Below are 21,893 nucleotides of genomic sequence, written 5' to 3' on the forward strand. Positions count from 1 at the left end.
GCATGGCGCAAAAAATTATCCGCGTAGGCAATATCGACATTGCCAACGACAAGCCAATGGTCTTGTTCGGTGGCATGAACGTGCTGGAAAGCCGTGATATGGCCATGCAGGTGTGCGAAGAATACGTACGTGTTACCGAAAAGCTCGGTATCCCTTACGTGTTCAAGGCCAGTTTCGACAAGGCTAACCGTTCATCGATCAACTCTTACCGTGGCCCCGGCCTGGAAGAGGGCATGCGGATTTTTCAGGACATCAAGCAAGCGTTTGGTGTGCCGGTGATCACCGACGTCCACGAGCCTGCGCAAGCAGCCGTGGTCGCCGAGGTCTGCGACATCATCCAGTTGCCGGCTTTCCTGTCGCGCCAGACTGATCTGGTTGTGGCCATGGCCAAGACCGGTGCCGTGATCAACATCAAAAAAGCCCAATTCCTTGCTCCTCAGGAAATGAAGCACATCCTGAGCAAGTGCGAAGAAGCGGGCAACGATCAGTTGATCCTCTGTGAGCGTGGCTCAAGCTTTGGCTACAACAACCTTGTGGTCGACATGCTGGGCTTCGGCATCATGAAGCAATTTGAATACCCGGTCTTTTTCGACGTGACCCACGCGCTGCAAATGCCCGGTGGTCGCTCCGATTCTGCCGGTGGTCGTCGTGCCCAGGTCACTGACCTCGCCAAGGCTGGCATCAGCCAGGGTCTGGCCGGTCTGTTCCTTGAGGCGCACCCGGATCCTGACAATGCCAAATGCGATGGCCCTTGCGCCTTGCGCCTGGACAAGCTTGAGCCTTTCCTGGCTCAACTGAAGTCGCTGGATGAGTTGGTTAAAAGTTTTCCGACAATAGAAACGGCCTGATCCGCTTTTCTCCGGTAAAGTACCGCACGATTTCTCGGGCCCTTGTGGCCCGAGCTTTATCGTCCGCAAGGCTGCCCGTTTTTCGATCCTTGCCGGCGATAACCAGATTTCCCTCAGCTGCGTCGTTTTCGTCAACTTTGGAGTGCTTACAACAATGGCAAAAATCGTCGACATCAAAGGTCGTGAAGTTCTCGACTCCCGTGGCAATCCCACTGTGGAAGCCGACGTGCTTCTCGACAACGGCATCATCGGCAGTGCTTGCGCGCCTTCCGGTGCTTCCACTGGCTCGCGCGAAGCGTTGGAGCTGCGTGATGGCGACAAGAGCCGTTACCTGGGCAAAGGCGTGCTGAAAGCGGTTGCCAACATCAACGGCCCGATTCGCGACTTGCTGCTGGGTAAAGACCCAGTTGATCAAAAAGCGCTGGACCACGCGATGATCGCGCTGGACGGCACTGAAAACAAAGGCTCGCTGGGCGCTAACGCAATCCTGGCGGTGTCTCTGGCAGCAGCCAAGGCTGCAGCTCAGGACCAGGACCTGCCGCTGTACGCGCACATCGCCAACCTGAACGGCACGCCGGGTGTTTACTCGATGCCGGTTCCGATGATGAACATCATCAACGGTGGCGAACACGCCGATAACAACGTCGATATCCAGGAGTTCATGGTTCAGCCAGTTGGCGCCAAGACCTTCTCCGACGCACTGCGCATGGGCACCGAAATCTTCCATCACCTCAAAGCTGTGCTCAAGGCCCGTGGGCTGAACACCGCAGTGGGCGACGAAGGTGGTTTCGCACCTAACCTGGCGTCCAACGAAGATGCACTGAAAGTGATCTCCGAAGCGATCGCCAACGCGGGCTACACCCTGGGCACTGACGTGACCCTGGCACTGGACTGCGCGGCCAGCGAATTCTACGAAGACGGCAAATACAACCTGTCCGGCGAAGGTCAGGTGTTCAGCTCCGAAGGTTTCGCCGAGTACCTGAAAGGTCTGACTCAGCGCTACCCGATCATCTCCATCGAAGACGGTCTGGACGAGTCTGACTGGGATGGCTGGAAAATCCTGACCGAAAAAATCGGTGAGAAAGTTCAACTGGTAGGTGACGACCTGTTCGTGACCAACACCAAGATCCTGAAAGAGGGCATCGATAAAAACATCGCCAACTCGATCCTGATCAAGTTCAACCAGATCGGCACCCTGACCGAAACTCTGGAAGCCATCCAGATGGCCAAGGCCGCTGGTTACACCGCTGTGATCTCGCACCGTTCCGGTGAAACCGAAGATTCCACCATTGCCGACCTGGCCGTGGGCACCTCGGCTGGCCAGATCAAAACCGGTTCCCTGTGCCGTTCGGACCGCGTTTCCAAGTACAACCAATTGCTGCGTATCGAAGAGCAATTGGGTGCTAAAGCCAAGTACAACGGTCGTGGCGAGTTCCGCGGCTAAGCAGTTGGTGGTAAAAAGACAACAGGTTGTGTCAGAAAACTCGCCATCGTGGGTGTTTTGACACTAACCTGATGCTTATCAAGTACAAGCCTGGTTCTTCCAGGCTTTGTACTGTTGGTTGTTTACGTTTGTCGGCATGGCTGTCTTTTCACTGGATACCTGATATTCGATGCGCAGTCCCAATTGGTTGTTCCTCATTTTGCTCTTGCTTCTGGCTGGCCTGCAGTATCGCCTGTGGGTGGGGAATGGGAGTTTGGCGCAGGTGACAGATCTGACGCAGCAAATTGCTGATCAGCATGCTGAAAACGAAGTGCTGTTGGAGCGTAACCGCGTGCTGGATGCGGAAGTCCTCGAGTTGAAAAAAGGCATGGAGACCGTTGAAGAACGGGCCCGCCATGAATTGGGAATGGTTAAAGAGGGCGAAACCCTCTACCAGTTGGCCCAATGAGAATCGCCTCACCGGCCTTTTGGGCCGTGATTCCTGCCGCGGGCGTGGGTGCCCGTATGGCCGCAGACCGTCCCAAGCAATATTTGCAGTTGGGCGGGCGCAGTATTCTTGAACACAGCCTTGGCTGTTTCCTTGATCACCCTGGCCTTAAAGGTTTGGTGGTCAGTCTGGCGTTTGATGATCCGTTCTGGCCCTCTTTGCGATGCGCTGCCGACCCGCGTATTGCCCGGGTTGACGGTGGCCGCGAGCGTGCCGATTCAGTGTTGAACGCCTTGTTGTACCTGCATGCGCAGGGCGCCAGTGATGATGACTGGGTGCTGGTGCACGATGCTGCGCGGCCCAATTTGTCACGCGAAGACCTCGACAAGCTGCTCTACGAACTGGCCGACGACCCGGTGGGTGGTTTGTTGGCGGTTCCGGCGCGGGACACGCTCAAACGCGTGGACAAAAATGGCCGAGCGGTCGAAACCGTCGACCGCAGCTTGATCTGGCAGGCCTACACGCCGCAGATGTTTCGGTTGGGTGCGCTGCACCGCGCCTTGGCTGACAGCCTGGTGTCGGATGCGACCATTACCGACGAGTCCTCGGCGATGGAGTGGGCAGGGCAGGCGCCACGCCTGATCGAAGGCCGTTCAGACAACATCAAAGTCACCCGCCCCGAAGACCTTGAGTGGCTGCGGCTGCGCTGGATCAATCGCTGATCCCCACTGTAGGATCGAGCTTGCCTCGCGATCTTTTGATCGTTTAAAAGATCGCGAGGCAAGCTCGCTCCTACACGGGTTTCTATGATCCCGAATACTCTTCGCGCTTGGCCAAGCCTGCCTTCAGGTAATCCACCAGCTTTCTGACTTTGGGCGACAAGTGCCGTTGTTGTGGGTACAGCGCCCACACCGCGGTATTGGGTGGCTGGTGCGCATCGAGCAACGACACCAGCGCCCCGGTCTTCAAATGCTCCAGCACGTAGTAGTCCGGTAGCTGACACAAGCCAACCCCCAATAACGCCGCGTCCAATACCGCCTGCCCACTGTTGCAGCGCCAATTGCCTTGCACCCGCTGCGAGAATTCTCGCCCATCCTGCTCCAGTTGCCAGATGTCCGAACTGCCAATCAGGCAGTTGTGGCGGCTCAATTCCGACAAACTATGGGGCCGCCCGTATCGCTCCAGATACGACGGCGACGCGCACACGTACATGCGTCTGGGGGCCAGGCGGGCTGCGACCAGGCTTGAGTCATGCAGTCGGCCCAGCCGGATCGCTAGGTCGAGACTTTCGTGTACGAGGTCCAGTGGCCGGTTGGTCAGTTCAATGTCGACCCGCAATTGTGGGTACAAGCCCATAAAACGCGTCACCAAGGGCACGATAAAACGTTCGCCATAGGCTACGGCACAGGTCATGCGCAGCATGCCTTTGGGCTCGCTGGTCAGGTCGCCGATGGCACGCAGTGCCTCTTCGCGGCCATCTTGCAGGCGCTGGCAGTGCTGCAAAAAGGTTTGCCCGGCTTCGGTCAGTGTGACCCGTCGGGTACTGCGGTAGAACAGACGGGTCTGCAAGCGCTCTTCAAGGCGCGCCACCTGGCGGCTGATGTGCGAAGACGATACGCCCAGGCGCTCTGCCGCCGCCGTGAATTGGCCACACTCAGCCACCGCGACAAATTCGTCTATACCTTCCCAGCGGTTTTCGTTCACGGTTGATTATCTCTGTAGAGCAATAATGTTTTGCTTTTGCTTGGATTATTAATCACTCAGAGCTGATTTACACTCGGCACCTTGTTTTTACTTTGCTGGAGACGATGGATGATCAAGTCACGTGCTGCCGTTGCGTTCGAGGCCAAAAAGCCACTGGAAATCGTAGAAGTGGATGTCGCCATGCCCAAGGCTGGCGAAGTGCTGCTGCGGGTTGTGGCGTCGGGCGTTTGCCACACCGATGCCTACACCTTGTCGGGCGCGGACCCGGAAGGCATCTTCCCGTCGATCCTGGGCCACGAAGGCGGCGCCATCGTAGAAGCCATCGGTGAGGGCGTGACATCGGTGGCCGTTGGCGACCACGTGATCCCGTTGTACACCCCGGAATGCCGCCAATGTAAATTCTGCCTGTCGGGCAAGACCAACCTCTGTCAGGCCATTCGTTCGACTCAAGGCAAAGGCTTGATGCCCGACGGCACCACGCGTTTCTCCTACAAAGGCGAGCCGATTTTCCATTACATGGGCACGTCGACGTTCTCGGAGTACACCGTACTCCCGGAAATTTCCGTCGCCAAAATTCAAAAAGACGCACCGCTGGAGAAAGTCTGCCTGCTGGGTTGCGGCGTCACCACCGGGATTGGCGCAGTGCTCAACACCGCCAAGGTCAAGCCGGGCGACACCGTGGCGATCTTCGGCTTGGGCGGCATCGGCCTGTCGGCAGTGATTGGTGCGGTCAAAGCCAAGGCCTCGCGGATCATTGCCATCGACATTAACCCGGCCAAGTTTGAGATTGCCAAACAGCTGGGCGCGACGGATTGCGTTAACCCGAAAGACTTTGATCGCCCGATCCAGGAAGTGATCGTCGACATGACCGACGGCGGCGTTGATTTCTCCTTTGAGTGCATCGGCAACGTGCAACTGATGCGTGCGGCGCTGGAATGCTGCCACAAAGGCTGGGGCGAGTCGGTGATCATCGGCGTTGCCGGTGCTGGCCAGGAGATTTCGACCCGTCCGTTCCAACTGGTGACAGGCCGAGTATGGCGTGGTTCGGCGTTCGGTGGCGTGCGCGGTCGTACCGAGCTGCCAAGTTATGTCGACATGGCGCAGACCGGCGAAATCCCGCTGGACACGTTCATCACCCACACCATGGGCCTGGAAGACATCAACAAGGCATTCGACCTGATGCACGAAGGCAAAAGCATTCGTACTGTTATTAAATTCTGACGAATAGCTACAAGTTGCAAGCTTCAAGCTGCAAGCAGGGTATGCACCTGCTTTTAACTTGTGGCTTGCGGCTGCAAGCTTGGAGCTGCTTATATGCCCTTAACAAATATTTCCTGCCAGAAAAGCTTTGGCGGCTGGCACAAGCGTTACCAGCATCGCTCTGAAGTCCTGGGCTGCAACATGGTGTTTGCCGTGTATTTGCCACCCCAGGCCGAGCAGGGCGTCAAGCTGCCGGTGCTGTACTGGTTGTCGGGGCTGACCTGCACCGATGAGAACTTCATGCACAAGGCTGGCGCCATGAAATTGGCCGCCGAGTTAGGCCTGATTATTGTTTGCCCGGACACCAGCCCGCGTGGCGAAGGTGTGCCGGATGATCCGGAAGGTGCGTGGGATTTCGGCCTGGGGGCGGGCTTTTATGTCAACGCCACCCAGCAACCTTGGGCCCAGCATTACCGGATGCATGATTATGTGGTGCAGGAATTGCCTGCATTGGTTGAGGCTCATTTCCCAGCGTCGCAACAACGCGGCATCAGCGGGCATTCGATGGGCGGTCACGGGGCTCTGGTGTGTGCCTTGCGCAACCCGGGGCGCTATCAATCGGTGTCGGCGTTTGCGCCGATCAGCAATCCGATGGATTGCCCTTGGGGGCAGAAGGCGTTTACCCATTACCTGGGTGAAGAGCGTGCGCGCTGGCGCGAGTGGGATGCCTGTGTGTTGATCAGCGAGGCCACTGAAAAGCTGCCGTTGCTGGTAGACCAAGGTGATCGGGATGACTTTTTGGCTGTCCAGCTCAAGCCTGAAGCGCTGCAACAAGCAGCCAAACTGGCGGACCATCCGCTGACTTTGCGTCTGCAGCCGGGCTACGACCACAGCTATTTCTTTATCGCCAGCTTCATTGACGACCACTTGCGGCATCACGCGCGTGCACTAAGCGCCTAATGTTGAGCAAAGTAGGTAGAATCACGCCCTGACTTAATCGGGGCGTTTTTTTATGCGTATTGGCCACGGCTATGATGTGCACTGTTTTGCTGAAGGCGATTTTATAACCCTGGGCGGCGTGCGTATTGCTCATAAATTCGGGCTCTTGGCCCACTCTGATGGCGACGTGCTGCTGCACGCGCTCAGCGATGCATTGCTGGGGGCGGCGGCGCTGGGCGATATCGGCAAGCATTTTCCGGACACCGACCCGCAATTCAAGGGCGCGGACAGCCGTGTCCTGTTGCGCCATATCGTCGGATTGATCCATGCCAAAGGCTGGAAAGTCGGTAATGTCGATAACACCATCATTGCTCAGGCGCCAAAAATGGCACCGCACATTGAAACGATGCGTGCGCTGATTGCAGCGGATCTTGAGGTTGATTTGGACCAGGTAAACGTAAAAGCCACTACCACTGAAAAACTCGGCTTCGTGGGCCGTGAAGAAGGCATCGCGGTGCATTCCATCGCTTTGTTGGTTCGCGCATGAACGAGTTTGATCTGCTGGGGCCGACAGCTCACGGCGTGCCGTTGGGCACCGCAGTGCTAAAAGCCACGGCTGAAGATTTTCAGGTCGATGAAGTGCTGGATATCCCGCTGTCCGGGGATGGCGAGCACCTGTGGTTGTGGGTAGAAAAGCGTGGTCTGAATACCGAAGAAGCGGCGCGGCGCATTGCCAAGGCCGCAGGCGTGCCTTTGCGCACGGTGAGCTACGCCGGTCTGAAGGACCGTCAGGCGCTGACCCGCCAATGGTTCAGTGTGCAGTTGCCGGGCAAGGCGGACCCTGACCTGTCAGGTGCTGAAAACGACACGCTGAAGATCCTCAAGACCTCGCGGCACAAACGTAAACTGCAACGCGGTGCCCACGCGGCAAACGGTTTCACGTTGCGCCTGACACAACTGAACGCCGACAAAGACGCCTTGCAGCAACGTCTGGAATTGATCACCCGTGAGGGTGTACCGAATTATTTCGGCACCCAGCGTTTTGGCTGGGAAGGCGGCAATCTGGGCGAGGCGCGGGACTACGCGGCGCGCAAAGCCTTGCCGGAGCAGCGCAATGTCCGTTCGCGGCTACTCTCTACCGCACGCAGCTATCTGTTCAATCAGGTGCTGGCTGCCCGCGTCGCCGATGGCAGCTGGCAGCGTGCGCAGGTAGGGGATTTGCTGGCCTTCACCGACAGCCGGAGCTTTTTCCCGGCGGGCGAAGCGGAGTGCAACGACCCGCGATTGGCTATCCTTGATCTGCACCCGACCGGCCCGCAGTGGGGCGAAGGTGATTCACCGACCACAGGTGCGACCCAGGTACTGGAGCAAGCCATTGCCGAGCGTGAAGCCGATTTGCGTGACTGGCTGGTTCGCGCTGGCATGAGCCACGAGCGACGTATTCTGCGGCTGCCCATTGGCCGACTGACGTGGCATTATCCGCAACCAGATATTCTGCAACTGGAATTTGTACTGCCGGCCGGATGCTTCGCCACTGTCCTGGTGCGCGAACTTGTTGATCTGGTGTCTTTGGGGCAAACGGACAGCCTATGCGTATTCTGATTTCAAACGATGATGGGGTCAGCGCCCCGGGGATAGCTGCGCTTTATGACGCCTTGGCGGATTATTGCGAGTGCGTGGTGATTGCCCCCGATCAAGACAAAAGTGGCGCGAGCAGCTCGCTGACGCTCGACCGCCCGTTGCATCCGCATACCCTGACCAATGGCTTTATCAGCATCAACGGGACGCCGACCGATTGCGTGCACCTGGGCCTCAATGGCCTGTTGGAGCAGCAGCCGGACATGGTGGTATCGGGGATCAATCTGGGGGCCAACCTGGGTGATGACGTGTTGTATTCGGGCACCGTGGCAGCAGCTCTTGAAGGGCGCTTTCTGGAGCGCCCTTCGTTTGCGTTCTCACTGGTCTCGCGTCAGGTCGACAACCTGCCGACCGCGGCCTATTTCGCGCGCAAGCTGGTGGATGCACATCACCTGCTTGAACTGCCGCCGCGCACCGTGCTGAACGTCAACATTCCCAATTTGCCGCTGGACAAGATCCGCGGCATCCAGCTCACCCGCCTGGGCCATCGCGCCCGAGCGGCGGCGCCGGTTCGCATGGTCGATCCGCGTGGCAAGGCCGGTTACTGGATTGCTGCGGCGGGCAACGCGGAAGACGGCGGCCCCGGCACCGATTTCCACGCCGTGATGCAGGGTTATGTGTCGATTACCCCGTTACAACTGGATCGCACCTTTGGTGATGCCTTCAAAAGCCTCGATGGCTGGCTGGAGGGGTTGGGCTGATGGGGCGTGAGCAGGATGGCCTGATGCATCGCGGCATTGGCATGACCTCGGAGCGGACACGTGAGCGGCTGATTCAGCGCCTGCGTGAAGAGGGCATCGTTAACCAGAAAGTGCTTGAGGTCATTCGGCGCACACCTCGTCACCTGTTTGTTGATGAAGCCCTGGCCCACCGTGCCTACGAAGACACGGCGCTGCCGATTGGCAACAACCAGACCATCTCCCAGCCGTATATGGTGGCGCGCATGAGCGAGCTGCTGCTCGAAGACGGCCCGCTGGACAAAGTCATGGAGATCGGCACCGGTTCGGGTTACCAGACAGCGGTGTTGTCGCAGTTGGTTGAGCGGATTTTCTCGGTCGAACGCATCAAGGTGCTGCAGGATCGCGCCAAAGAACGCCTGCTTGAGCTTAACTTGCGTAACGTGGTCTTTCGCTGGGGCGATGGTTGGGAAGGGTGGCCGGCGCTTGCACCTTACAACGGCATTATCGTCACCGCCGTGGCCACGGATGTACCGCAGGCCTTGCTCGACCAACTGGCTCCGGGCGGGCGCCTGGTGATCCCGGTCGGTGCCGGTGACGTTCAGCAACTGATGCTGATCGTGCGTGAAGAGCACGGCTTTGCCAGGCGCGTAATCGGCAATGTGCGGTTTGTACCGCTGCTTAATGGGCCGCTGGCCTGATTCTTTAGCGCTGCCCGGCTGAATTATCAAGCCGGGTACGGGTCATACAGCGCAGTGGTCAGGCCCGTCCGGTGCCTGTTTAGGGTTTAAACAATACGTTTATGAATGGGCTTTGCCGTCTGCAAAGCTGTACAGCCAGTTATACTTGCGCCCAATGAGGGCCGCGACTGGCGTTCTAATTTTTAGCCATCTTCAAAGGGAGCGGCGGGTGAGTCTCACAGTCATTACGCAGCGTATGGGGACCATAAGCTATCAGAGAGTAGTGGCGGGTCTGGTGTTAAGTGTCTCCCTGGCGATGTTGGCGGCGTGTTCCAGCGCGTCCAAAAGCGGTACAAGTGGCGTTAACGGTGTGGCTCAGCGCCCGGCTGTGACCACCGGTCAGTATGTGGTCAAACGTGGCGATACGTTGTTCTCGATTGCCTTTCGCTACGGTTGGGACTGGAAAGCGCTGGCGGCAAAAAACAACATTGCGGCCCCGTATACGATCGTTCCGGGGCAATCAATTCGTTTCGATGGACGTGCAGGAACTGTCCCTTCAGGGGGCACGACAACCACCGTGGTTTCGTCTTCATCAGGCAGTAAAACCACCGTCACCAAGCGCCCGGTCGCCACGACGGCGACACCGGTCAACACGCAGCCTTTGCCTGCAGGCCCTGCACCTAAAGGCTGGGGATGGCCCGCTGACGGGATTTTGATCGGGAAATTTTCTTCAAACGGTAGTTTGAATAAAGGTATTGATATTGCCGGAGATTTGGGACAGCCTGTTTTGGCTGCGTCTGATGGCTCAGTTGTATACGCTGGCAGTGGATTGAGGGGCTACGGCGAACTGGTCATCATCAAACACAGTGACACCTATGTTAGTGCCTACGGCCACAACCGCAGGCTTTTGGTACGGGAGGGGCAGCAGGTCAAGGTCGGGCAGAAAATTGCCGAAATGGGGTCAACTGGTACAGACCGGGTGAAACTTCACTTTGAAATTCGCCGCCAGGGTAAACCTGTAGATCCATTGCAATTCCTTCCACGCCGTTGATCAGTTACCAGCCTGTTCCTGATGTAGATGAAAGGAACAGGCTCCAGCGTTGCCAAGGATAAAGGCGATGCTTGAGCTTGAGGTCGAACTCACCAAAGGACTAGAACAATGGCTCTCAGCAAAGAAGCGCCGGGGTTTGACATCGACGATGAGGTGCTCCTTATGGACGCCAGCATCGATAGTGACTTGATGTCAGAAGAAAACGACTCAACCCCTACAGCTCGCACCAAGTCGAAAAAAGCAGCTGCCTCAAAGCAGCACAAGTACATTGATTACACCCGGGCGCTCGATGCGACTCAGCTGTACCTCAATGAAATTGGCTTCTCCCCGTTGCTCTCACCAGCAGAAGAAGTCCATTTTGCGCGTTTATCGCAAAGTGGCGATCCCGCTGGGCGCAAACGCATGATTGAAAGTAACTTGCGACTGGTGGTGAAAATCGCCCGACGCTACGTCAATCGTGGGCTTTCACTGCTAGACCTGATCGAAGAGGGCAATCTGGGCCTGATTCGGGCAGTCGAGAAATTTGACCCGGAACGCGGGTTCCGCTTCTCGACCTACGCCACCTGGTGGATCCGTCAGACGATTGAACGGGCAATCATGAACCAGACCCGTACTATCCGTTTACCGATCCACGTTGTAAAAGAGCTCAATGTCTACCTGCGAGCTGCGCGCGAACTGACGCAAAAGCTCGATCACGAACCCTCCCCTGAAGAAATCGCCAATCTGCTCGAAAAACCCGTCTCGGAGGTCAAGCGCATGCTTGGGCTCAACGAACGTGTGTCTTCGGTAGACGTTTCTTTAGGCCCGGACTCCGATAAAACACTGCTTGATACCCTCACCGATGATCGCCCTACAGACCCTTGTGAGCTGCTGCAGGACGATGATTTGTCGCAGAGTATTGATGAGTGGCTATCCGAGCTCACCGACAAACAGCGCGAGGTGGTGATTCGCCGCTTCGGCTTGCGTGGGCATGAAAGCAGTACCCTTGAAGATGTCGGGCTGGAAATTGGCTTGACCCGTGAGCGTGTACGACAAATCCAGGTTGAAGGCCTCAAGCGACTGCGTGAGATTCTTGAACGTAATGGTTTGTCGAGCGAATCACTGTTTCAGTAAACGAAGTGTGCTGACTAAAACCCCGAGCTTTCGGGGTTTTTTTATGGGCTGACATTTTTTGCGCCAAGTCAATTCAGGCCTGTTCTTAAAAATGTGTGGGCTTGAAATGGGATGACACGTACGAAGTTGAGCTTTATCTGCGATCGGATGTAAGCCTTTACTTACGTTTTCTGTAAGCCAACGGCGAAAGACGTAGGAATGAATGACTTTTTCTTACTTGTTGAGTTTTATAACTCGTTGAAAGTAATAGGTTTTGTATTTTTTTAAGGCGCTGCTTTGTAATAAAAATCTATAACTGGTGCGCTTGCAGCAATTTTAGAAGGCTCTAGTATCTTAACTGTGTCGACGGATAGACACGGCGTTCAAGGAAGAACGTTAAGGACATTGCAGGATGCAATTCATCAGGATGATGAGAAGGAACAAAAGGGATTAGGGAAAAAATGTGGGCGGGTCAAACCGCCCCTTTTTTTTGCCCGTTAAAAAGTGCTCTGGCGCGCCACTTAAGCGTTTAAGCCGTTACCTGCATTTAAAACAAAACGCCCAGGGCTTGAATGGCCTTGGGCGTTTTTTTATGTGTTTAAAGACCGGCCACAAGCAGGCCGGTGTTTAAGCGCGGGCTTACAGCGTCGGGTAGTCAATAAAGCCGACAGGGCCTTTGGAGTAGAAGGTCTCTGGATGTGGCTCATTGAGCGGTGCATCGGCCTTCAAGCGGGCTGGCAGGTCAGGGTTGGCAATAAAAGGCACGCCAAACGCAACAGCGTCGGCCTTGCCGGCAGCGATCAAGGCATTGGCGCTGTCTTTAGTGAAGCCTTCGTTGACGATGTAAGGGCCGCCAAACGCTGCTTTGAGCTGTGGGCCCAGGCTGTCTTCTGCTTCGCGCTCACGGGCGCAGATAAACGCGATACCGCGCTTGCCCAGTTCTCGAGCAACATACCCGAAAGTTTCAGCCCGGTTGTCATCGCCCATGTCGTGCAGGTCTGCGCGAGGCGACAAGTGCATGCCAACGCGGCCAGCACCCCAGACTTCGACTACCGCGTCGGTGACTTCCAGCATCAGGCGGGCACGGTTTTCCAACGAACCACCGTATTGGTCGGTGCGCTGGTTGGTGCTGCTTTGCAGGAACTGATCGAGCAGGTAACCGTTGGCGCCATGGATCTCAACGCCGTCAAAACCTGCGGCTTTGGCGTTTTCGGCACCGGTACGGTAAGCCTCGACGATGTCGGCGATCTCAGCCGTTTCCAAGGCGCGTGGCACTTCGAAGTCTTTCTTTGGACGAACCAGGCTGACATGGCCTTTGGCGGCGATGGCGCTCGGTGCGACGGGCAGTTCACCGTTCAGGTACAGCGAGTGGGAAATCCGCCCAACGTGCCACAGTTGCAGGAAGATGCGCCCACCGGCGGCATGGATGGCCTTGGTGACGTTGGTCCAGCCGCGAACCTGTTCGTCAGACCAGATACCGGGGGTGTCCGGGTAGCCAACGCCCAGCGGGGTAACCGAAGTGGCTTCGCTGAGGATCAAGCCTGCTGAAGCGCGCTGTACGTAGTACTCCGCGATCAGAGCGCCTGGCACACGGTCTTCATCGGCACGGCAGCGGGTCAGCGGCGCCATGATGATGCGGTTAGGCAGCTCAAGGTCGCCCAGCTTGATCGGATCAAAAATCGTGGTCATTAATGCAGCCCTCTCAAGGATCAGTGTGTGGCAGAGGCCAGTTCGGGGTTACCGTTCTGGCGAAAAGTAATCAGGGTGACCAGCAGCGCCAGTATCGCCAGCGCTGCGGCGGCCAGCGGTACGCTGGTGAGGCCGAAACCGTGGGCAATCACGCTGCCGCCTACCCAGGCGCCCAGTGCGTTGCCGACGTTAAAGGCGCCAATATTCAGGGTCGACACCAAGTTGGGTGCGGCTTTGCCGAAGGTCACCACGTTGACTTGCAAGGCGGGCACCGCAGCAAACGAAGCGGTGGCCCACAAGAACAGGGTGATCTCGGTTGGAATCAGGGCCACGCTGGTCCAGGTCAATACGGTCGAGACCACGGCCATTGCGATAAACACGCCGATCAACGTCGCGCCCAAGCGCTTGTCCGCCAACTTGCCGCCAATAATGTTGCCGACAGTCAGGCCCAGGCCGATCAGCAGCAGGGTCCAGGTCACGCCGGTTGGCGATACGCCCGTCACGTCACCGAGCAGCGGCGCGACGTAGGTGAAGAGGGTGAACATGGAGGCCGAAAACAATGCCGTCATGCTCAACGACAGCCAGATCCCGGCGCCTTTGAGGGCAGCCAGTTCGGCGCGCATGTCGAGTTTTTCTTCGTCACGCTTGGTGGGCAAAAAGCGGATCAGGCCGATCAACGCCACCACACCAATCACCGTCACGGCAAAGAATGTCGAGCGCCATCCTGCAACCTGGCCCAAGGCGGTGCCCAGCGGCACACCCAGCACGTTTGCCAGGGTCAGGCCGGTAAACATCAGTGCGACCGCAGATGCGCGCTTGTTGGCAGGCACCAGGCCGGCAGCCACCACCGAGCCGATACCGAAGAACGCGCCATGGCACAGGGCGGTAATCACACGGGCCAGCATCAGCACCTCGTAATCACTGGCCAGTGCGCAAAGCAGATTGCCAACAATAAAGATGCCCATCAACGCCACCAGCGCGGCCTTGCGCGGCAACTTGGCGGTGGCCAGCGCCATAAACGGCGCGCCAATGGCCACGCCCAGGGCATAGCCCGTTACCAGCCAGCCAGCGCCCGGAATGGACACGCCCAAATCGGCTGCGACATCGGGCAGCAAGCCCATGATCACAAATTCGGTGGTCCCGATGGCGAAGGCGCTAAGCGCCAGAATAAGTAGCGAGAGAGGCATGGAGTTCCTTGTTAAAGCTCTTGGCTCAGTGTTGCGAGGAAGGCCTGAATGGTTTCCTCATTGCGTTTAAAAAAGTGCCATTGGCCGACTTTTTGGCTGCTGATCAAGCCAGCACGCTGCAAAGTGGCGAGGTGGGCGGAAACAGTGGATTGCGACAACCCGAAGCGTTGGTCGAACTGGCCTGCGCACACACCGTGCTCAGTGCTGTGGTGCTGGTCAGGAAACTCGACCTGCGGATTTTTAAGCAGGCGAATGATTTCTCGGCGTACTGGGTGTGCCAGCGCTTTTATTATTTCGTCGAGGTCGATCGGCATAGTGGCAGTGCTCATGAGGTGTAGCGTTATATCGCGATGAGGCGAACTTTAAATCGTAATATCGCGATATACAAATATGTATTTGATCTGACGTCAGCTCAAATCGGTATATCGAGTTATAACGATATGTTTTGGTCGTGCGTAATAGCGCGGTGCTAAACTGCGCGGCATGAATTATCTCGCACATCTGCACCTTGGCGGCCAGCGGCCAGAAGAATTGCTCGGTAGTCTCTATGGCGACTTCGTGAAAGGGCGCCTGCAGGGCCAATACAGCCCGGCAATAGAGTCGGCGATCCAGTTGCACCGCAGCATCGACGTCTTCACCGACGCGCATCCGCTGGTTGATCAGTCGTTGTCGCGTTTCACCCAGACCCGGCGGCGCTATGCCGGCATTGTACTGGACGTTTTCTTCGACCATTGCCTGGCGCGTGATTGGGCGCAATACGCTGAAGGGCCGCTGGAGCGCTTCACCTCAACGTTCTATGCGCTGCTGGTTGCGCAACCCCAGTTGCCCAAGCGTCTGGCCAGCATCGCCCCGCACATGGCTGCGCACGACTGGTTGGGGTCCTATAGAGACTTTGGCGTGCTGGAGCAAGTGTTCAATGGCATCGCCCGGCGTCTTTCGCACCCACAAGAACTGAGCGGCGCCATGCGCGACCTGCGTGCCTTGTATGAGCCGCTGAGTGAAGACTTCAGCGCCTTCTACCCGCAACTGCAGGCGTTTGCCGCCCGCGAAAAACTCAGCCAGACGCCATAAAACCTGTAGGAGCGAGCTTGCTCGCGATCTTTTGATTTTGGCTCTTCTTACGGCCGCTGCGCGCCCGGACGTAGCCTCGCAAAGCTCGTCAACTGCTACGAGGTTTCGCAATACATCTGTAGGAGCGAGCTTGCATCGCGATCTTTTGATCTTTCGCAGCCTTCGTGCCTCGTCAGCGACTACAGGCGTACGCGGTAAAAGCGTAGGAGCCGCCGCAGGCTGCGATCTACGGCCGCTGCGCGCCCGGACGTAGCCTCGCAAAGCTCGTCAACTGCTACAGGGGTGCGCAATACACCTGTAGGAGCGAGCTTGCCTCGCGATCTTTTGATCTTTCGCAGCCTTCGTGCCTCGTCAGCGACTACAGGCGGGCGCGGTAAAAGTGTAGGAGCCGCCGCAGGCTGCGATCTACGGCCGCTGCGCGCCCGGACGTAGCCTCGCAAAGCTCGTCAACTGCTACGAGGTTTCGCAATACATCTGTAGGAGCGAGCTTGCCTCGCGATCTTTTGATCTTTCGCAGCCTTCGTCCCTCGTCAGCGACTACAGGTTGTACGCAATACACCTTTAGGAGCGAGAGTCGGCTAAGCCGCCGCCGGCTCGCACTCAGTCTGCGGACGGGTTTGCGGTGCTCCGCTGACCACTTGGCGAATCGCTTCCTGCGCCTTGAACGCCAGCATTGCGCGTTCTTGCTGCTCACATGCAATCGGCTCCAGCAGGTGTATCTCAACCTGTGCCTGCTCGTGAGCAAACAAACGCAGCAAATGCGAGAGCAAGTCGTCATCGCCAATAAACGGTGCGATCGGATCGCTCTCGCCATTGCGCAAATAACGAATCGCCACCGGTTGCAACGCCACGTCACTGTCTATCGCCGCTGACAACAAGCGGCCATGGAAGGTGCGCACTGAACGCCCGTCGGTGGTCGTGCCTTCCGGGAACATCAATAACGGATGCTGTTGCTGCAAGTGACGACTCATCTGCTCGCGAATGGTCTGGCTGTCACCCGCGCCCCTGCGGATAAACAGGCTACCGGCCTGGTCCGCCAGCCAACCCGCCACAGGCCAGCTGCGCACTTCGGCCTTGGACAGAAAAGACAGCGGCGTCAGTTGCCCGAGCAAGGCAATGTCGGTCCACGACACATGATTACTGACCCACAACATCGGTGTGACAGGTCGCTCGCCAACCACGGTGACTTGAAACGGCAGGGCATTGCTCAGCCGCTTCATGAAGAACTGTGTCCAGCGTTGGCGCCGATCCATGGCGCTGTTCAGGTGCAACCGATGGAGCAGGGCGAAAATACTCGCCATGCCCAATCCCAGGCTGACCACCGCCAACACCCGAACCACTCGCCCATACAGGCGCAGGCGGTTCATTACATGGCTGCCTTGAAGTGGCGTGCATAGCGCGGGCACAGTTCGTCGCGCTTGAGCAGGATAAAGACGTCAGCGACCTGGAAATCTTCGTCCCAGCACGGCTCACCACAAATCTTCGCGCCCAGGCGCATGTAGGCTTTGAGCAGCGGGGGCATTTCGGTGATGACGTTTGCCGGAACGTCCAGCGCGGGCAGCGGGTTTTTCGGTTCGGCGCGCAAATGTTCAGTGCACAGGTAACGCTCGCGCAGACGTTGCATGATCGCCTGGGCCTGAATGCCACCGTCTTGCATCGGGATGCTCGCGCAGCCCATCAGGTAGTGGTAATCACCCTGGTTAAGGACTTCAGCCAACTCGCCCCACAACACGGCGATGGTGCCGCCATTGCGGTAGGCCGGATCGACACAGGTGCGGCCGATTTCAAGAATCGGGCCTTGCAGGTGCGCCAGGCCGTGAAGGCTGAATTCTTCTTCGCTGTAAAAATGACCAATGTTTCGTGCTGCACTGTGGTCCAGCAGGCGAGTGGTCGCCACCAGCAGGCCGGTGTTGAGGTCGCGAACCCCGATGTGTTCGCAATGCGCATCGTAGTCGTCGATGTCCAGGCCACAGTCGGCGCTTTTCAGTTTGGCGTTCAGTTCGCCACTGAAAACCCGGAAGCGCAAGGCTTGTGCCTCACGCAAGGCCTCTGGGCCAAGCAAGCGTTCAGCCTGCAGTCGGCGTTCTTGAGCGGTGTCGCGGATACGGGCGATCTGGGCCATTGCGAATCTCCGTGCAGGCATCAAGCCCGCCTTGTCGACTGAGGTGTGCAATCTCAGGCTAGGGAGCGCCAGTGTCATGACCATGACAATTGAGTGATGCTTGTATGACAGCGTCCGGCCAAGGAACTGGCGCGATGGACGAGTGCTCTAAAGCGGAGTAAAAAAATATGCCCGGACGGCGCTAAAGCACTCACACTAGAGGCCGTTTACCTGCCGATGAGTTTTTATGTTCAAGACGTTTTTATCCGCCGCTGGTGCGTTGCTATTAACCCTCGGGGTGAGCCTGTCGGCTCAGGCCAGTTGGTACCTGGACGGTGAGTCATCACGGCTTTCATTTATCACCACGCAAAATGCCAATGTCGCGAACAAGCACCGCTTTCTGGTGTTGCACGGCAAAGTCGACCGCAAGGGCCACGCGCAATTGCGGATAGAAATGGACTCGGTCAACAGCGCGGTGCCTTTGCGCGATGAGCGCATGCGTGACCAGTTGTTCGATTTCAAGCATTTCCCTGAAGCGCAAATCACCGCGCAAATCAATCTGCAGCCCATCAACGAGCTGGCGCCGGGTGCTCAAGTGGAATTGCGCCTGCCGGTCACCGTGAGCCTGCGTGGCAAACAGCACACCTATGAGGCCGAGTTGCTGGCGACGCGGCTGGATGAGCAGCGCTTCCAGGTTGTAACCCTCGAACCGCTGATGCTTCAGGCTGAAGATTTTGGCTTGCAGCCAGAACTCGAAACCTTGCGTAAATCCGCCGGATTGTCGGCTATCAGCTTTTCAGTACCGGTGAACGCGGTGCTGATTTTCACGGCTCGCTAAGATGGCGGGCGCGGTGTTCCCTTGGCACGGCGCCAACCAATTCAAGTTACTGATCGATGGCCCGCAGTTTTTCCCGCAGATGCTGGCGGCTATCGATCAGGCGCAGGATCACATTGATCTGGAGTTTTATCTGGTCGAGGCCGGGCAGTGCGCTGAAGTCACGGTCCAGGCGCTGGAGCGCGCCGCGTTGCGTGAGGTGCGAGTGCGCTGCCTGTTCGATGCCTATGGCAGCCTGGCGTTTACCGAAGCCTTGCGCCTCAGGCTGCTGGCAGCGGGCGTGGAGCTTCGCTTTTACAACCCGCTGAGCTGGCGTCGGGGGCTGAACAATCTGTACCGCGATCACCGCAAGCTGTTGCTGGTGGACCAGCAATTGGCGGTGGTAGGCGGGACGGGCATTACCGATGAGTTCTGGCAGCCTGCGCAAAACGTGTGCGACTGGCACGAGGTGATGGTGCAGATTGAGGGGCCGCTGGTGCAGGACTGGCAGATGCTGTTTGAGCGCCAATGGCGCGCCAACATCAGCCGCAAAGCCTGGAAACCTGCCACCCACTTTGGCCTCGCGCGATTGCCCAAGGCGCCTCAGCAGGGCGAGGGCCTGGGCCGAGTGGCCTATGCCGATGCCCATCAGCACCGCGACATTCTGCAATCGCTGGTGCGGGCCATTAACAGCGCCCAGCACAACATCTGGCTGGCCACGCCTTACTTTCTACCCACCTGGAGTGTGCGGCGCTCGCTGCGTCGCGCGGCCAATCGCGGGGTCGATGTGCGGTTGCTATTGACCGGCCCCCGCACCGATCACCCGTCCGTGCGTTACGCCGGGCATCGTTACTACCCGCGGTTGCTCAAGTCCGGGGTGCAAATATTTGAATATCAGCCGTGCTTTCTGCACCTGAAAATGGTCCTGGTCGACGACTGGGTGAGCATTGGCTCGTGCAACTTTGACCACTGGAATCTACGTTTTAACCTTGAGGCCAACCTGGAAGCCATCGACCCGACGCTGAGCAAAGCCGTGGCGGCCAGCTTTATGAACGACTTTGCGCAGAGCCTGCCGATCACCTTGCAAGCCTGGCAGTCCCGGCCATTGTGGGGGCGGGTCAAACAGCGTATCTGGGGCTGGGTTGACCGGGTGGTGGTCAACCTTTTGGGGCGCCGCCGTTAAGGGTTACCGCCTGAATGCCGAGGCTGTTTGAAGAAAGCAGGGCATTTTCTTGAACACGCGGTTACATAACGTTGCAGAACGTGCAAAATCGAACGACTTCACGGGCGACTGGACAGCGTGAAGTCTGAATTTTTTGGAGCGTTGCGCATGACTTCTTCATTGTGGCTGGCCGTACTGGCGTCGGGCTTTATCTATGGCATCACTCCGGGCCCGGGTGTCCTGGCTGTGTTCGGCATTGGCGCAGCCCGTGGGCGCCGTGCGGGCGCCGGCTTCCTGTGCGGGCATTTGCTGGGTGATGTGATTTGGTGCAGCACGGCGTTGATTGCGATTGTCGGCGCGCGGGAGTTTGGCAGCACTGCATTCAACGTATTGGGCTTGATCAGCGGCCTTTACCTGTTCTGGCTGGGCCTGCGCGCCGTGCGTGCCAAGCGCAGCAGCGTGGCTGAGGAAGGCCCGGCCCGTAAGCCGTTTGCCCACGGTATTTTCTTCGGCCTGACCAACCCCAAAGCCTACCCGGTGGCCGTGGCGACTTTCACCGCGCTGCTGTCCGGGCGTGCCGAACTGCTTACCTGGAGCATGCTGCCCTGGCTCATCGCCCTGAGCTTTGTCGGCGGCGCACTGGCGTATGTGATCTTGATCGGTATCGTAGGTGCGGGTCATGTACGTGCGCTGTATCAACGCCATCAATTGCTGATTACACGTTAGTGTGGCGTGATGTTTATCGGCTTTGCCATCAGCGCGCTGGCGCATGCCTTGCCAGGGCTGGTGGGCAGCAACAAGTAAAGTGATCTGCCGGGAGTGCAGTCATGGGGCAACACAGGGATAGGGATGGATGTTCACGTTTAATCTCGAGGCATCGAGGGCTTTATGGACATCAAAAGATACCTGTCTCAAGCCAGTTTTATTGATCAGTTGCTGGATGCGGTCTGCGTCGTGGACCGCAAGTACCACATTGTTTATGTCAGCGCGGCCTGCCTGCGTATTTTTGGCTATGAGCAGGACGAACTGATCGGCCGTTGCATTATCGATCTGGTTCACCCGGCTGACCGTGAGCGCACCTTACAGGCCGCCAATGGCGTCAGGGAGGGTGACCCCCTGCCCAATTTCGAGAACCGTTATCTACGCAAAGACGGCAGTGTCATCCATATTTTGTGGTCTGCGCGCTGGTCAGAAGACTATCGACTGCACATCGCGGTGGCCCGTGACATTACCGAACGCAAACTGGCCGAGTCCCGTCAGTTGGCACTGTTTGCCATCTCCGAAGCCGCCCATGGGGCAGGGGATTTGCTGGAATTATTCAAGCGCGTACACGCGTTGATCGGTCAGTGGCTGCCAGCGATAAACTTTTCGGTCGCACTGTGTGATCAGCCGGATGGTTTATTGAGTTTTCCTTATCGGGTTGCAGAGCACGGTGATTGGCCGCTGGCCGAGGTGACGCGGCTGAGCCAGAACGTCACCCGCAGTGAGCAGATGCTACTGCACGCCGAGCAGGGTTCGGCGTCGTGGCTGGGCGCCCCGTTGGTAGCGCAAAACGGCATTATCGGTGCGGTGCTGGTCAAGAGCTCATTGGGCAGTGAGCCCTATACCGAGGCGCACAAAGAGCTGCTGCAGTTCGTATCCGCCCAGATTGCAGCGGCCATTGAAAGAAAAAAACTCCACGCTCACCTGCAGTTTTTGGCGCAGCACGATGCGCTGACCGGCTTGCCCAATCGCGAGTTTCTGTACGAACGTTTAAACAGCGCGCTGGCCCGGGCCAAACGCGAGCAGCAATATCTGGCAGTGCTGTATGTCGATCTGGATGACTTCAAACGGATCAATGACAGTTACGGACATGGCGTTGGCGACGTGTTGCTGCAACACGTGGCGTTGCGCTTAAAAGCCTGTGTGCGCGAAAGCGACACCGTGGCCAGAATGAGTGGCGACGAGTTTGTAGTGGTGCTTGAAAACCTCAAACGGCCAGAAGACGGGTTGATCGTCGCTGAGAACATCCGCACTGAATTGAGCCAGCCCCTCTTGATTGAAGGGCAAACACTCAACACCCTCCCCAGCATCGGTATCGCCGTTTACCCCGAACATGGCGACGACGCCCGGCAACTGCTGCACCAGGCCGACACGGCCATGTACAGCGTGAAAAAAAGTAGCCGTTAA

The 21,893-nt window shown here is 57.7% G+C and carries 22 protein-coding genes and 1 pseudogene; 17 read left to right on the forward strand and 6 right to left on the reverse strand.

What is annotated here, in order from left to right:
• The first annotated feature begins 2 nt into the window (after positions 1 to 2).
• The 4 genes from kdsA to ispD all read left to right on the forward strand — a co-directional run bounded on the left by kdsA (position 3) and on the right by ispD (position 3,441).
• Positions 3 to 848: a 3-deoxy-8-phosphooctulonate synthase gene (kdsA, locus tag GHO41_RS03840; protein WP_048368078.1), complete on the forward strand. Its 846-nt coding sequence runs from the start codon at positions 3 to 5 to the stop codon at positions 846 to 848.
• Positions 849 to 1,002: 154 nt separating this feature from the next.
• Positions 1,003 to 2,292: a phosphopyruvate hydratase gene (gene eno, locus GHO41_RS03845; protein WP_153432996.1), complete on the forward strand. Its 1,290-nt coding sequence runs from the start codon at positions 1,003 to 1,005 to the stop codon at positions 2,290 to 2,292.
• Positions 2,293 to 2,461: 169 nt separating this feature from the next.
• A complete protein-coding gene (gene ftsB / locus GHO41_RS03850; RefSeq protein ID WP_003440483.1) occupies positions 2,462 to 2,740 on the forward strand; it encodes a cell division protein FtsB in 279 nt (92 codons plus the stop codon).
• On the forward strand, positions 2,737 to 3,441 hold the full coding sequence (ispD, locus tag GHO41_RS03855) for a 2-C-methyl-D-erythritol 4-phosphate cytidylyltransferase (RefSeq protein WP_153373631.1): 705 nt from the start codon (positions 2,737 to 2,739) through the stop codon (positions 3,439 to 3,441). Before ftsB ends, ispD begins: the two co-directional genes overlap by 4 nt.
• 82 nt (positions 3,442 to 3,523) lie before the next feature.
• Here ispD and GHO41_RS03860 read toward each other — a convergent pair whose 3' ends face one another.
• Entirely contained in the window at positions 3,524 to 4,423 is a 900-nt protein-coding gene (locus tag GHO41_RS03860; RefSeq protein WP_048368071.1) for a LysR substrate-binding domain-containing protein, read from the reverse strand.
• A gap of 108 nt (positions 4,424 to 4,531) precedes the next feature.
• Here GHO41_RS03860 and GHO41_RS03865 point away from each other — a divergent pair, with 108 nt between their 5' ends.
• The 8 genes from GHO41_RS03865 to rpoS all read left to right on the forward strand — a co-directional run bounded on the left by GHO41_RS03865 (position 4,532) and on the right by rpoS (position 11,721).
• Complete coding sequence (locus GHO41_RS03865; RefSeq protein ID WP_048385541.1) at positions 4,532 to 5,644, forward strand: S-(hydroxymethyl)glutathione dehydrogenase/class III alcohol dehydrogenase; 1,113 nt, start codon at positions 4,532 to 4,534, stop codon at positions 5,642 to 5,644.
• 93 nt (positions 5,645 to 5,737) lie between these two features.
• Complete coding sequence (gene fghA / locus GHO41_RS03870; protein ID WP_048368069.1) at positions 5,738 to 6,583, forward strand: S-formylglutathione hydrolase; 846 nt, start codon at positions 5,738 to 5,740, stop codon at positions 6,581 to 6,583.
• 52 nt (positions 6,584 to 6,635) lie between these two features.
• Complete coding sequence (gene ispF / locus GHO41_RS03875) at positions 6,636 to 7,109, forward strand: 2-C-methyl-D-erythritol 2,4-cyclodiphosphate synthase (protein ID WP_048368067.1); 474 nt, start codon at positions 6,636 to 6,638, stop codon at positions 7,107 to 7,109.
• Positions 7,106 to 8,164, forward strand: a complete 1,059-nt coding sequence (gene truD / locus GHO41_RS03880) for a tRNA pseudouridine(13) synthase TruD (protein ID WP_153432997.1) — start codon at positions 7,106 to 7,108, stop codon at positions 8,162 to 8,164. The genes ispF and truD overlap by 4 nt, the downstream gene beginning before the upstream one ends.
• Positions 8,152 to 8,901 carry a 5'/3'-nucleotidase SurE gene (gene surE, locus GHO41_RS03885; RefSeq protein ID WP_048385535.1) on the forward strand — a complete coding sequence of 250 codons (750 nt, stop codon included), beginning with the start codon at positions 8,152 to 8,154 and terminating at the stop codon, positions 8,899 to 8,901. Before truD ends, surE begins: the two co-directional genes overlap by 13 nt.
• A 41-nt stretch (positions 8,902 to 8,942) precedes the next feature.
• Entirely contained in the window at positions 8,943 to 9,578 is a 636-nt protein-coding gene (locus GHO41_RS03890) for a protein-L-isoaspartate(D-aspartate) O-methyltransferase (RefSeq protein WP_164488137.1), read from the forward strand.
• A gap of 208 nt (positions 9,579 to 9,786) precedes the next feature.
• The gene (locus tag GHO41_RS03895) at positions 9,787 to 10,608 is read left to right on the forward strand and encodes a peptidoglycan DD-metalloendopeptidase family protein (protein ID WP_048368462.1); all 822 of its coding nucleotides are present in this window, start codon (positions 9,787 to 9,789) and stop codon (positions 10,606 to 10,608) included.
• Between the two features lie 108 nt (positions 10,609 to 10,716).
• Positions 10,717 to 11,721, forward strand: a complete 1,005-nt coding sequence (gene rpoS / locus GHO41_RS03900) for an RNA polymerase sigma factor RpoS (RefSeq protein ID WP_048368060.1) — start codon at positions 10,717 to 10,719, stop codon at positions 11,719 to 11,721.
• A gap of 618 nt (positions 11,722 to 12,339) precedes the next feature.
• Here rpoS and GHO41_RS03905 read toward each other — a convergent pair.
• Genes GHO41_RS03905 through GHO41_RS03915 form a run of 3 tightly spaced genes read right to left on the reverse strand, consistent with a single transcriptional unit; the run spans position 12,340 to position 14,890 of the window.
• Complete coding sequence (locus tag GHO41_RS03905) at positions 12,340 to 13,389, reverse strand: alkene reductase (protein ID WP_153432998.1); 1,050 nt, start codon at positions 13,387 to 13,389, stop codon at positions 12,340 to 12,342.
• Positions 13,390 to 13,409: 20 nt separating this feature from the next.
• The gene (locus GHO41_RS03910; protein WP_048368057.1) at positions 13,410 to 14,576 is read right to left on the reverse strand and encodes an MFS transporter; all 1,167 of its coding nucleotides are present in this window, start codon (positions 14,574 to 14,576) and stop codon (positions 13,410 to 13,412) included.
• 11 nt (positions 14,577 to 14,587) lie between these two features.
• Positions 14,588 to 14,890, reverse strand: coding sequence for a helix-turn-helix transcriptional regulator (locus tag GHO41_RS03915; RefSeq protein WP_048385531.1), 303 nt, complete (start codon positions 14,888 to 14,890; stop codon positions 14,588 to 14,590).
• A 169-nt stretch (positions 14,891 to 15,059) separates the two neighbouring features.
• On the opposite strand from GHO41_RS03915, the gene GHO41_RS03920 reads away from it, so the two are divergent.
• Positions 15,060 to 15,647: an ACP phosphodiesterase gene (locus GHO41_RS03920; protein WP_048368053.1), complete on the forward strand. Its 588-nt coding sequence runs from the start codon at positions 15,060 to 15,062 to the stop codon at positions 15,645 to 15,647.
• Between the two features lie 578 nt (positions 15,648 to 16,225).
• On the opposite strand, the gene GHO41_RS03925 is transcribed toward GHO41_RS03920, so the two are convergent.
• Both GHO41_RS03925 and olsB read right to left on the reverse strand, forming a co-directional pair.
• Complete coding sequence (locus GHO41_RS03925; RefSeq protein WP_048368052.1) at positions 16,226 to 17,014, reverse strand: lysophospholipid acyltransferase family protein; 789 nt, start codon at positions 17,012 to 17,014, stop codon at positions 16,226 to 16,228.
• Complete coding sequence (olsB, locus tag GHO41_RS03930; RefSeq protein ID WP_153326213.1) at positions 17,014 to 17,769, reverse strand: L-ornithine N(alpha)-acyltransferase; 756 nt, start codon at positions 17,767 to 17,769, stop codon at positions 17,014 to 17,016. The genes GHO41_RS03925 and olsB overlap by 1 nt, the downstream gene beginning before the upstream one ends.
• A 226-nt stretch (positions 17,770 to 17,995) precedes the next feature.
• Between olsB and GHO41_RS03935 the strand changes: the two genes are divergently transcribed.
• From GHO41_RS03935 to GHO41_RS03950, 4 genes and pseudogenes are all read left to right on the forward strand, one after another.
• Positions 17,996 to 18,586, forward strand: coding sequence for a YceI family protein (locus GHO41_RS03935; RefSeq protein ID WP_048368049.1), 591 nt, complete (start codon positions 17,996 to 17,998; stop codon positions 18,584 to 18,586).
• A gap of 1 nt (position 18,587) precedes the next feature.
• Positions 18,588 to 19,745, forward strand: a complete 1,158-nt coding sequence (locus tag GHO41_RS03940) for a phosphatidylserine/phosphatidylglycerophosphate/cardiolipin synthase family protein (protein WP_153326216.1) — start codon at positions 18,588 to 18,590, stop codon at positions 19,743 to 19,745.
• A gap of 147 nt (positions 19,746 to 19,892) precedes the next feature.
• Positions 19,893 to 20,528, forward strand: a pseudogene (locus GHO41_RS03945) (LysE family translocator).
• Between the two features lie 84 nt (positions 20,529 to 20,612).
• The gene (locus tag GHO41_RS03950) at positions 20,613 to 21,893 is read left to right on the forward strand and encodes a GGDEF domain-containing protein (protein WP_153432999.1); all 1,281 of its coding nucleotides are present in this window, start codon (positions 20,613 to 20,615) and stop codon (positions 21,891 to 21,893) included.

The sequence above is a fragment of the Pseudomonas sp. FSL R10-0399 genome, assembly GCF_009600165.1.
Lineage (GTDB): Bacteria > Pseudomonadota > Gammaproteobacteria > Pseudomonadales > Pseudomonadaceae > Aquipseudomonas > Aquipseudomonas helleri.

Coding starts and splice junctions, on each gene's coding strand:
- kdsA (WP_048368078.1), top strand. CDS start 3: ATGGCGCAAAAAATTATCCGCGTAGGCAATATCGACATTGCCAACGAC.
- eno (WP_153432996.1), top strand. CDS start 1,003: ATGGCAAAAATCGTCGACATCAAAGGTCGTGAAGTTCTCGACTCCCGT.
- ftsB (WP_003440483.1), top strand. CDS start 2,462: ATGCGCAGTCCCAATTGGTTGTTCCTCATTTTGCTCTTGCTTCTGGCT.
- ispD (WP_153373631.1), top strand. CDS start 2,737: ATGAGAATCGCCTCACCGGCCTTTTGGGCCGTGATTCCTGCCGCGGGC.
- GHO41_RS03865 (WP_048385541.1), top strand. CDS start 4,532: ATGATCAAGTCACGTGCTGCCGTTGCGTTCGAGGCCAAAAAGCCACTG.
- fghA (WP_048368069.1), top strand. CDS start 5,738: ATGCCCTTAACAAATATTTCCTGCCAGAAAAGCTTTGGCGGCTGGCAC.
- ispF (WP_048368067.1), top strand. CDS start 6,636: ATGCGTATTGGCCACGGCTATGATGTGCACTGTTTTGCTGAAGGCGAT.
- truD (WP_153432997.1), top strand. CDS start 7,106: ATGAACGAGTTTGATCTGCTGGGGCCGACAGCTCACGGCGTGCCGTTG.
- surE (WP_048385535.1), top strand. CDS start 8,152: ATGCGTATTCTGATTTCAAACGATGATGGGGTCAGCGCCCCGGGGATA.
- GHO41_RS03890 (WP_164488137.1), top strand. CDS start 8,943: ATGACCTCGGAGCGGACACGTGAGCGGCTGATTCAGCGCCTGCGTGAA.
- rpoS (WP_048368060.1), top strand. CDS start 10,717: ATGGCTCTCAGCAAAGAAGCGCCGGGGTTTGACATCGACGATGAGGTG.
- GHO41_RS03905 (WP_153432998.1), bottom strand. CDS start 13,389: ATGACCACGATTTTTGATCCGATCAAGCTGGGCGACCTTGAGCTGCCT.
- GHO41_RS03910 (WP_048368057.1), bottom strand. CDS start 14,576: ATGCCTCTCTCGCTACTTATTCTGGCGCTTAGCGCCTTCGCCATCGGG.
- GHO41_RS03915 (WP_048385531.1), bottom strand. CDS start 14,890: ATGCCGATCGACCTCGACGAAATAATAAAAGCGCTGGCACACCCAGTA.
- GHO41_RS03920 (WP_048368053.1), top strand. CDS start 15,060: ATGAATTATCTCGCACATCTGCACCTTGGCGGCCAGCGGCCAGAAGAA.
- GHO41_RS03925 (WP_048368052.1), bottom strand. CDS start 17,014: ATGAACCGCCTGCGCCTGTATGGGCGAGTGGTTCGGGTGTTGGCGGTG.
- olsB (WP_153326213.1), bottom strand. CDS start 17,769: ATGGCCCAGATCGCCCGTATCCGCGACACCGCTCAAGAACGCCGACTG.
- GHO41_RS03935 (WP_048368049.1), top strand. CDS start 17,996: ATGTTCAAGACGTTTTTATCCGCCGCTGGTGCGTTGCTATTAACCCTC.
- GHO41_RS03940 (WP_153326216.1), top strand. CDS start 18,588: ATGGCGGGCGCGGTGTTCCCTTGGCACGGCGCCAACCAATTCAAGTTA.
- GHO41_RS03950 (WP_153432999.1), top strand. CDS start 20,613: ATGGACATCAAAAGATACCTGTCTCAAGCCAGTTTTATTGATCAGTTG.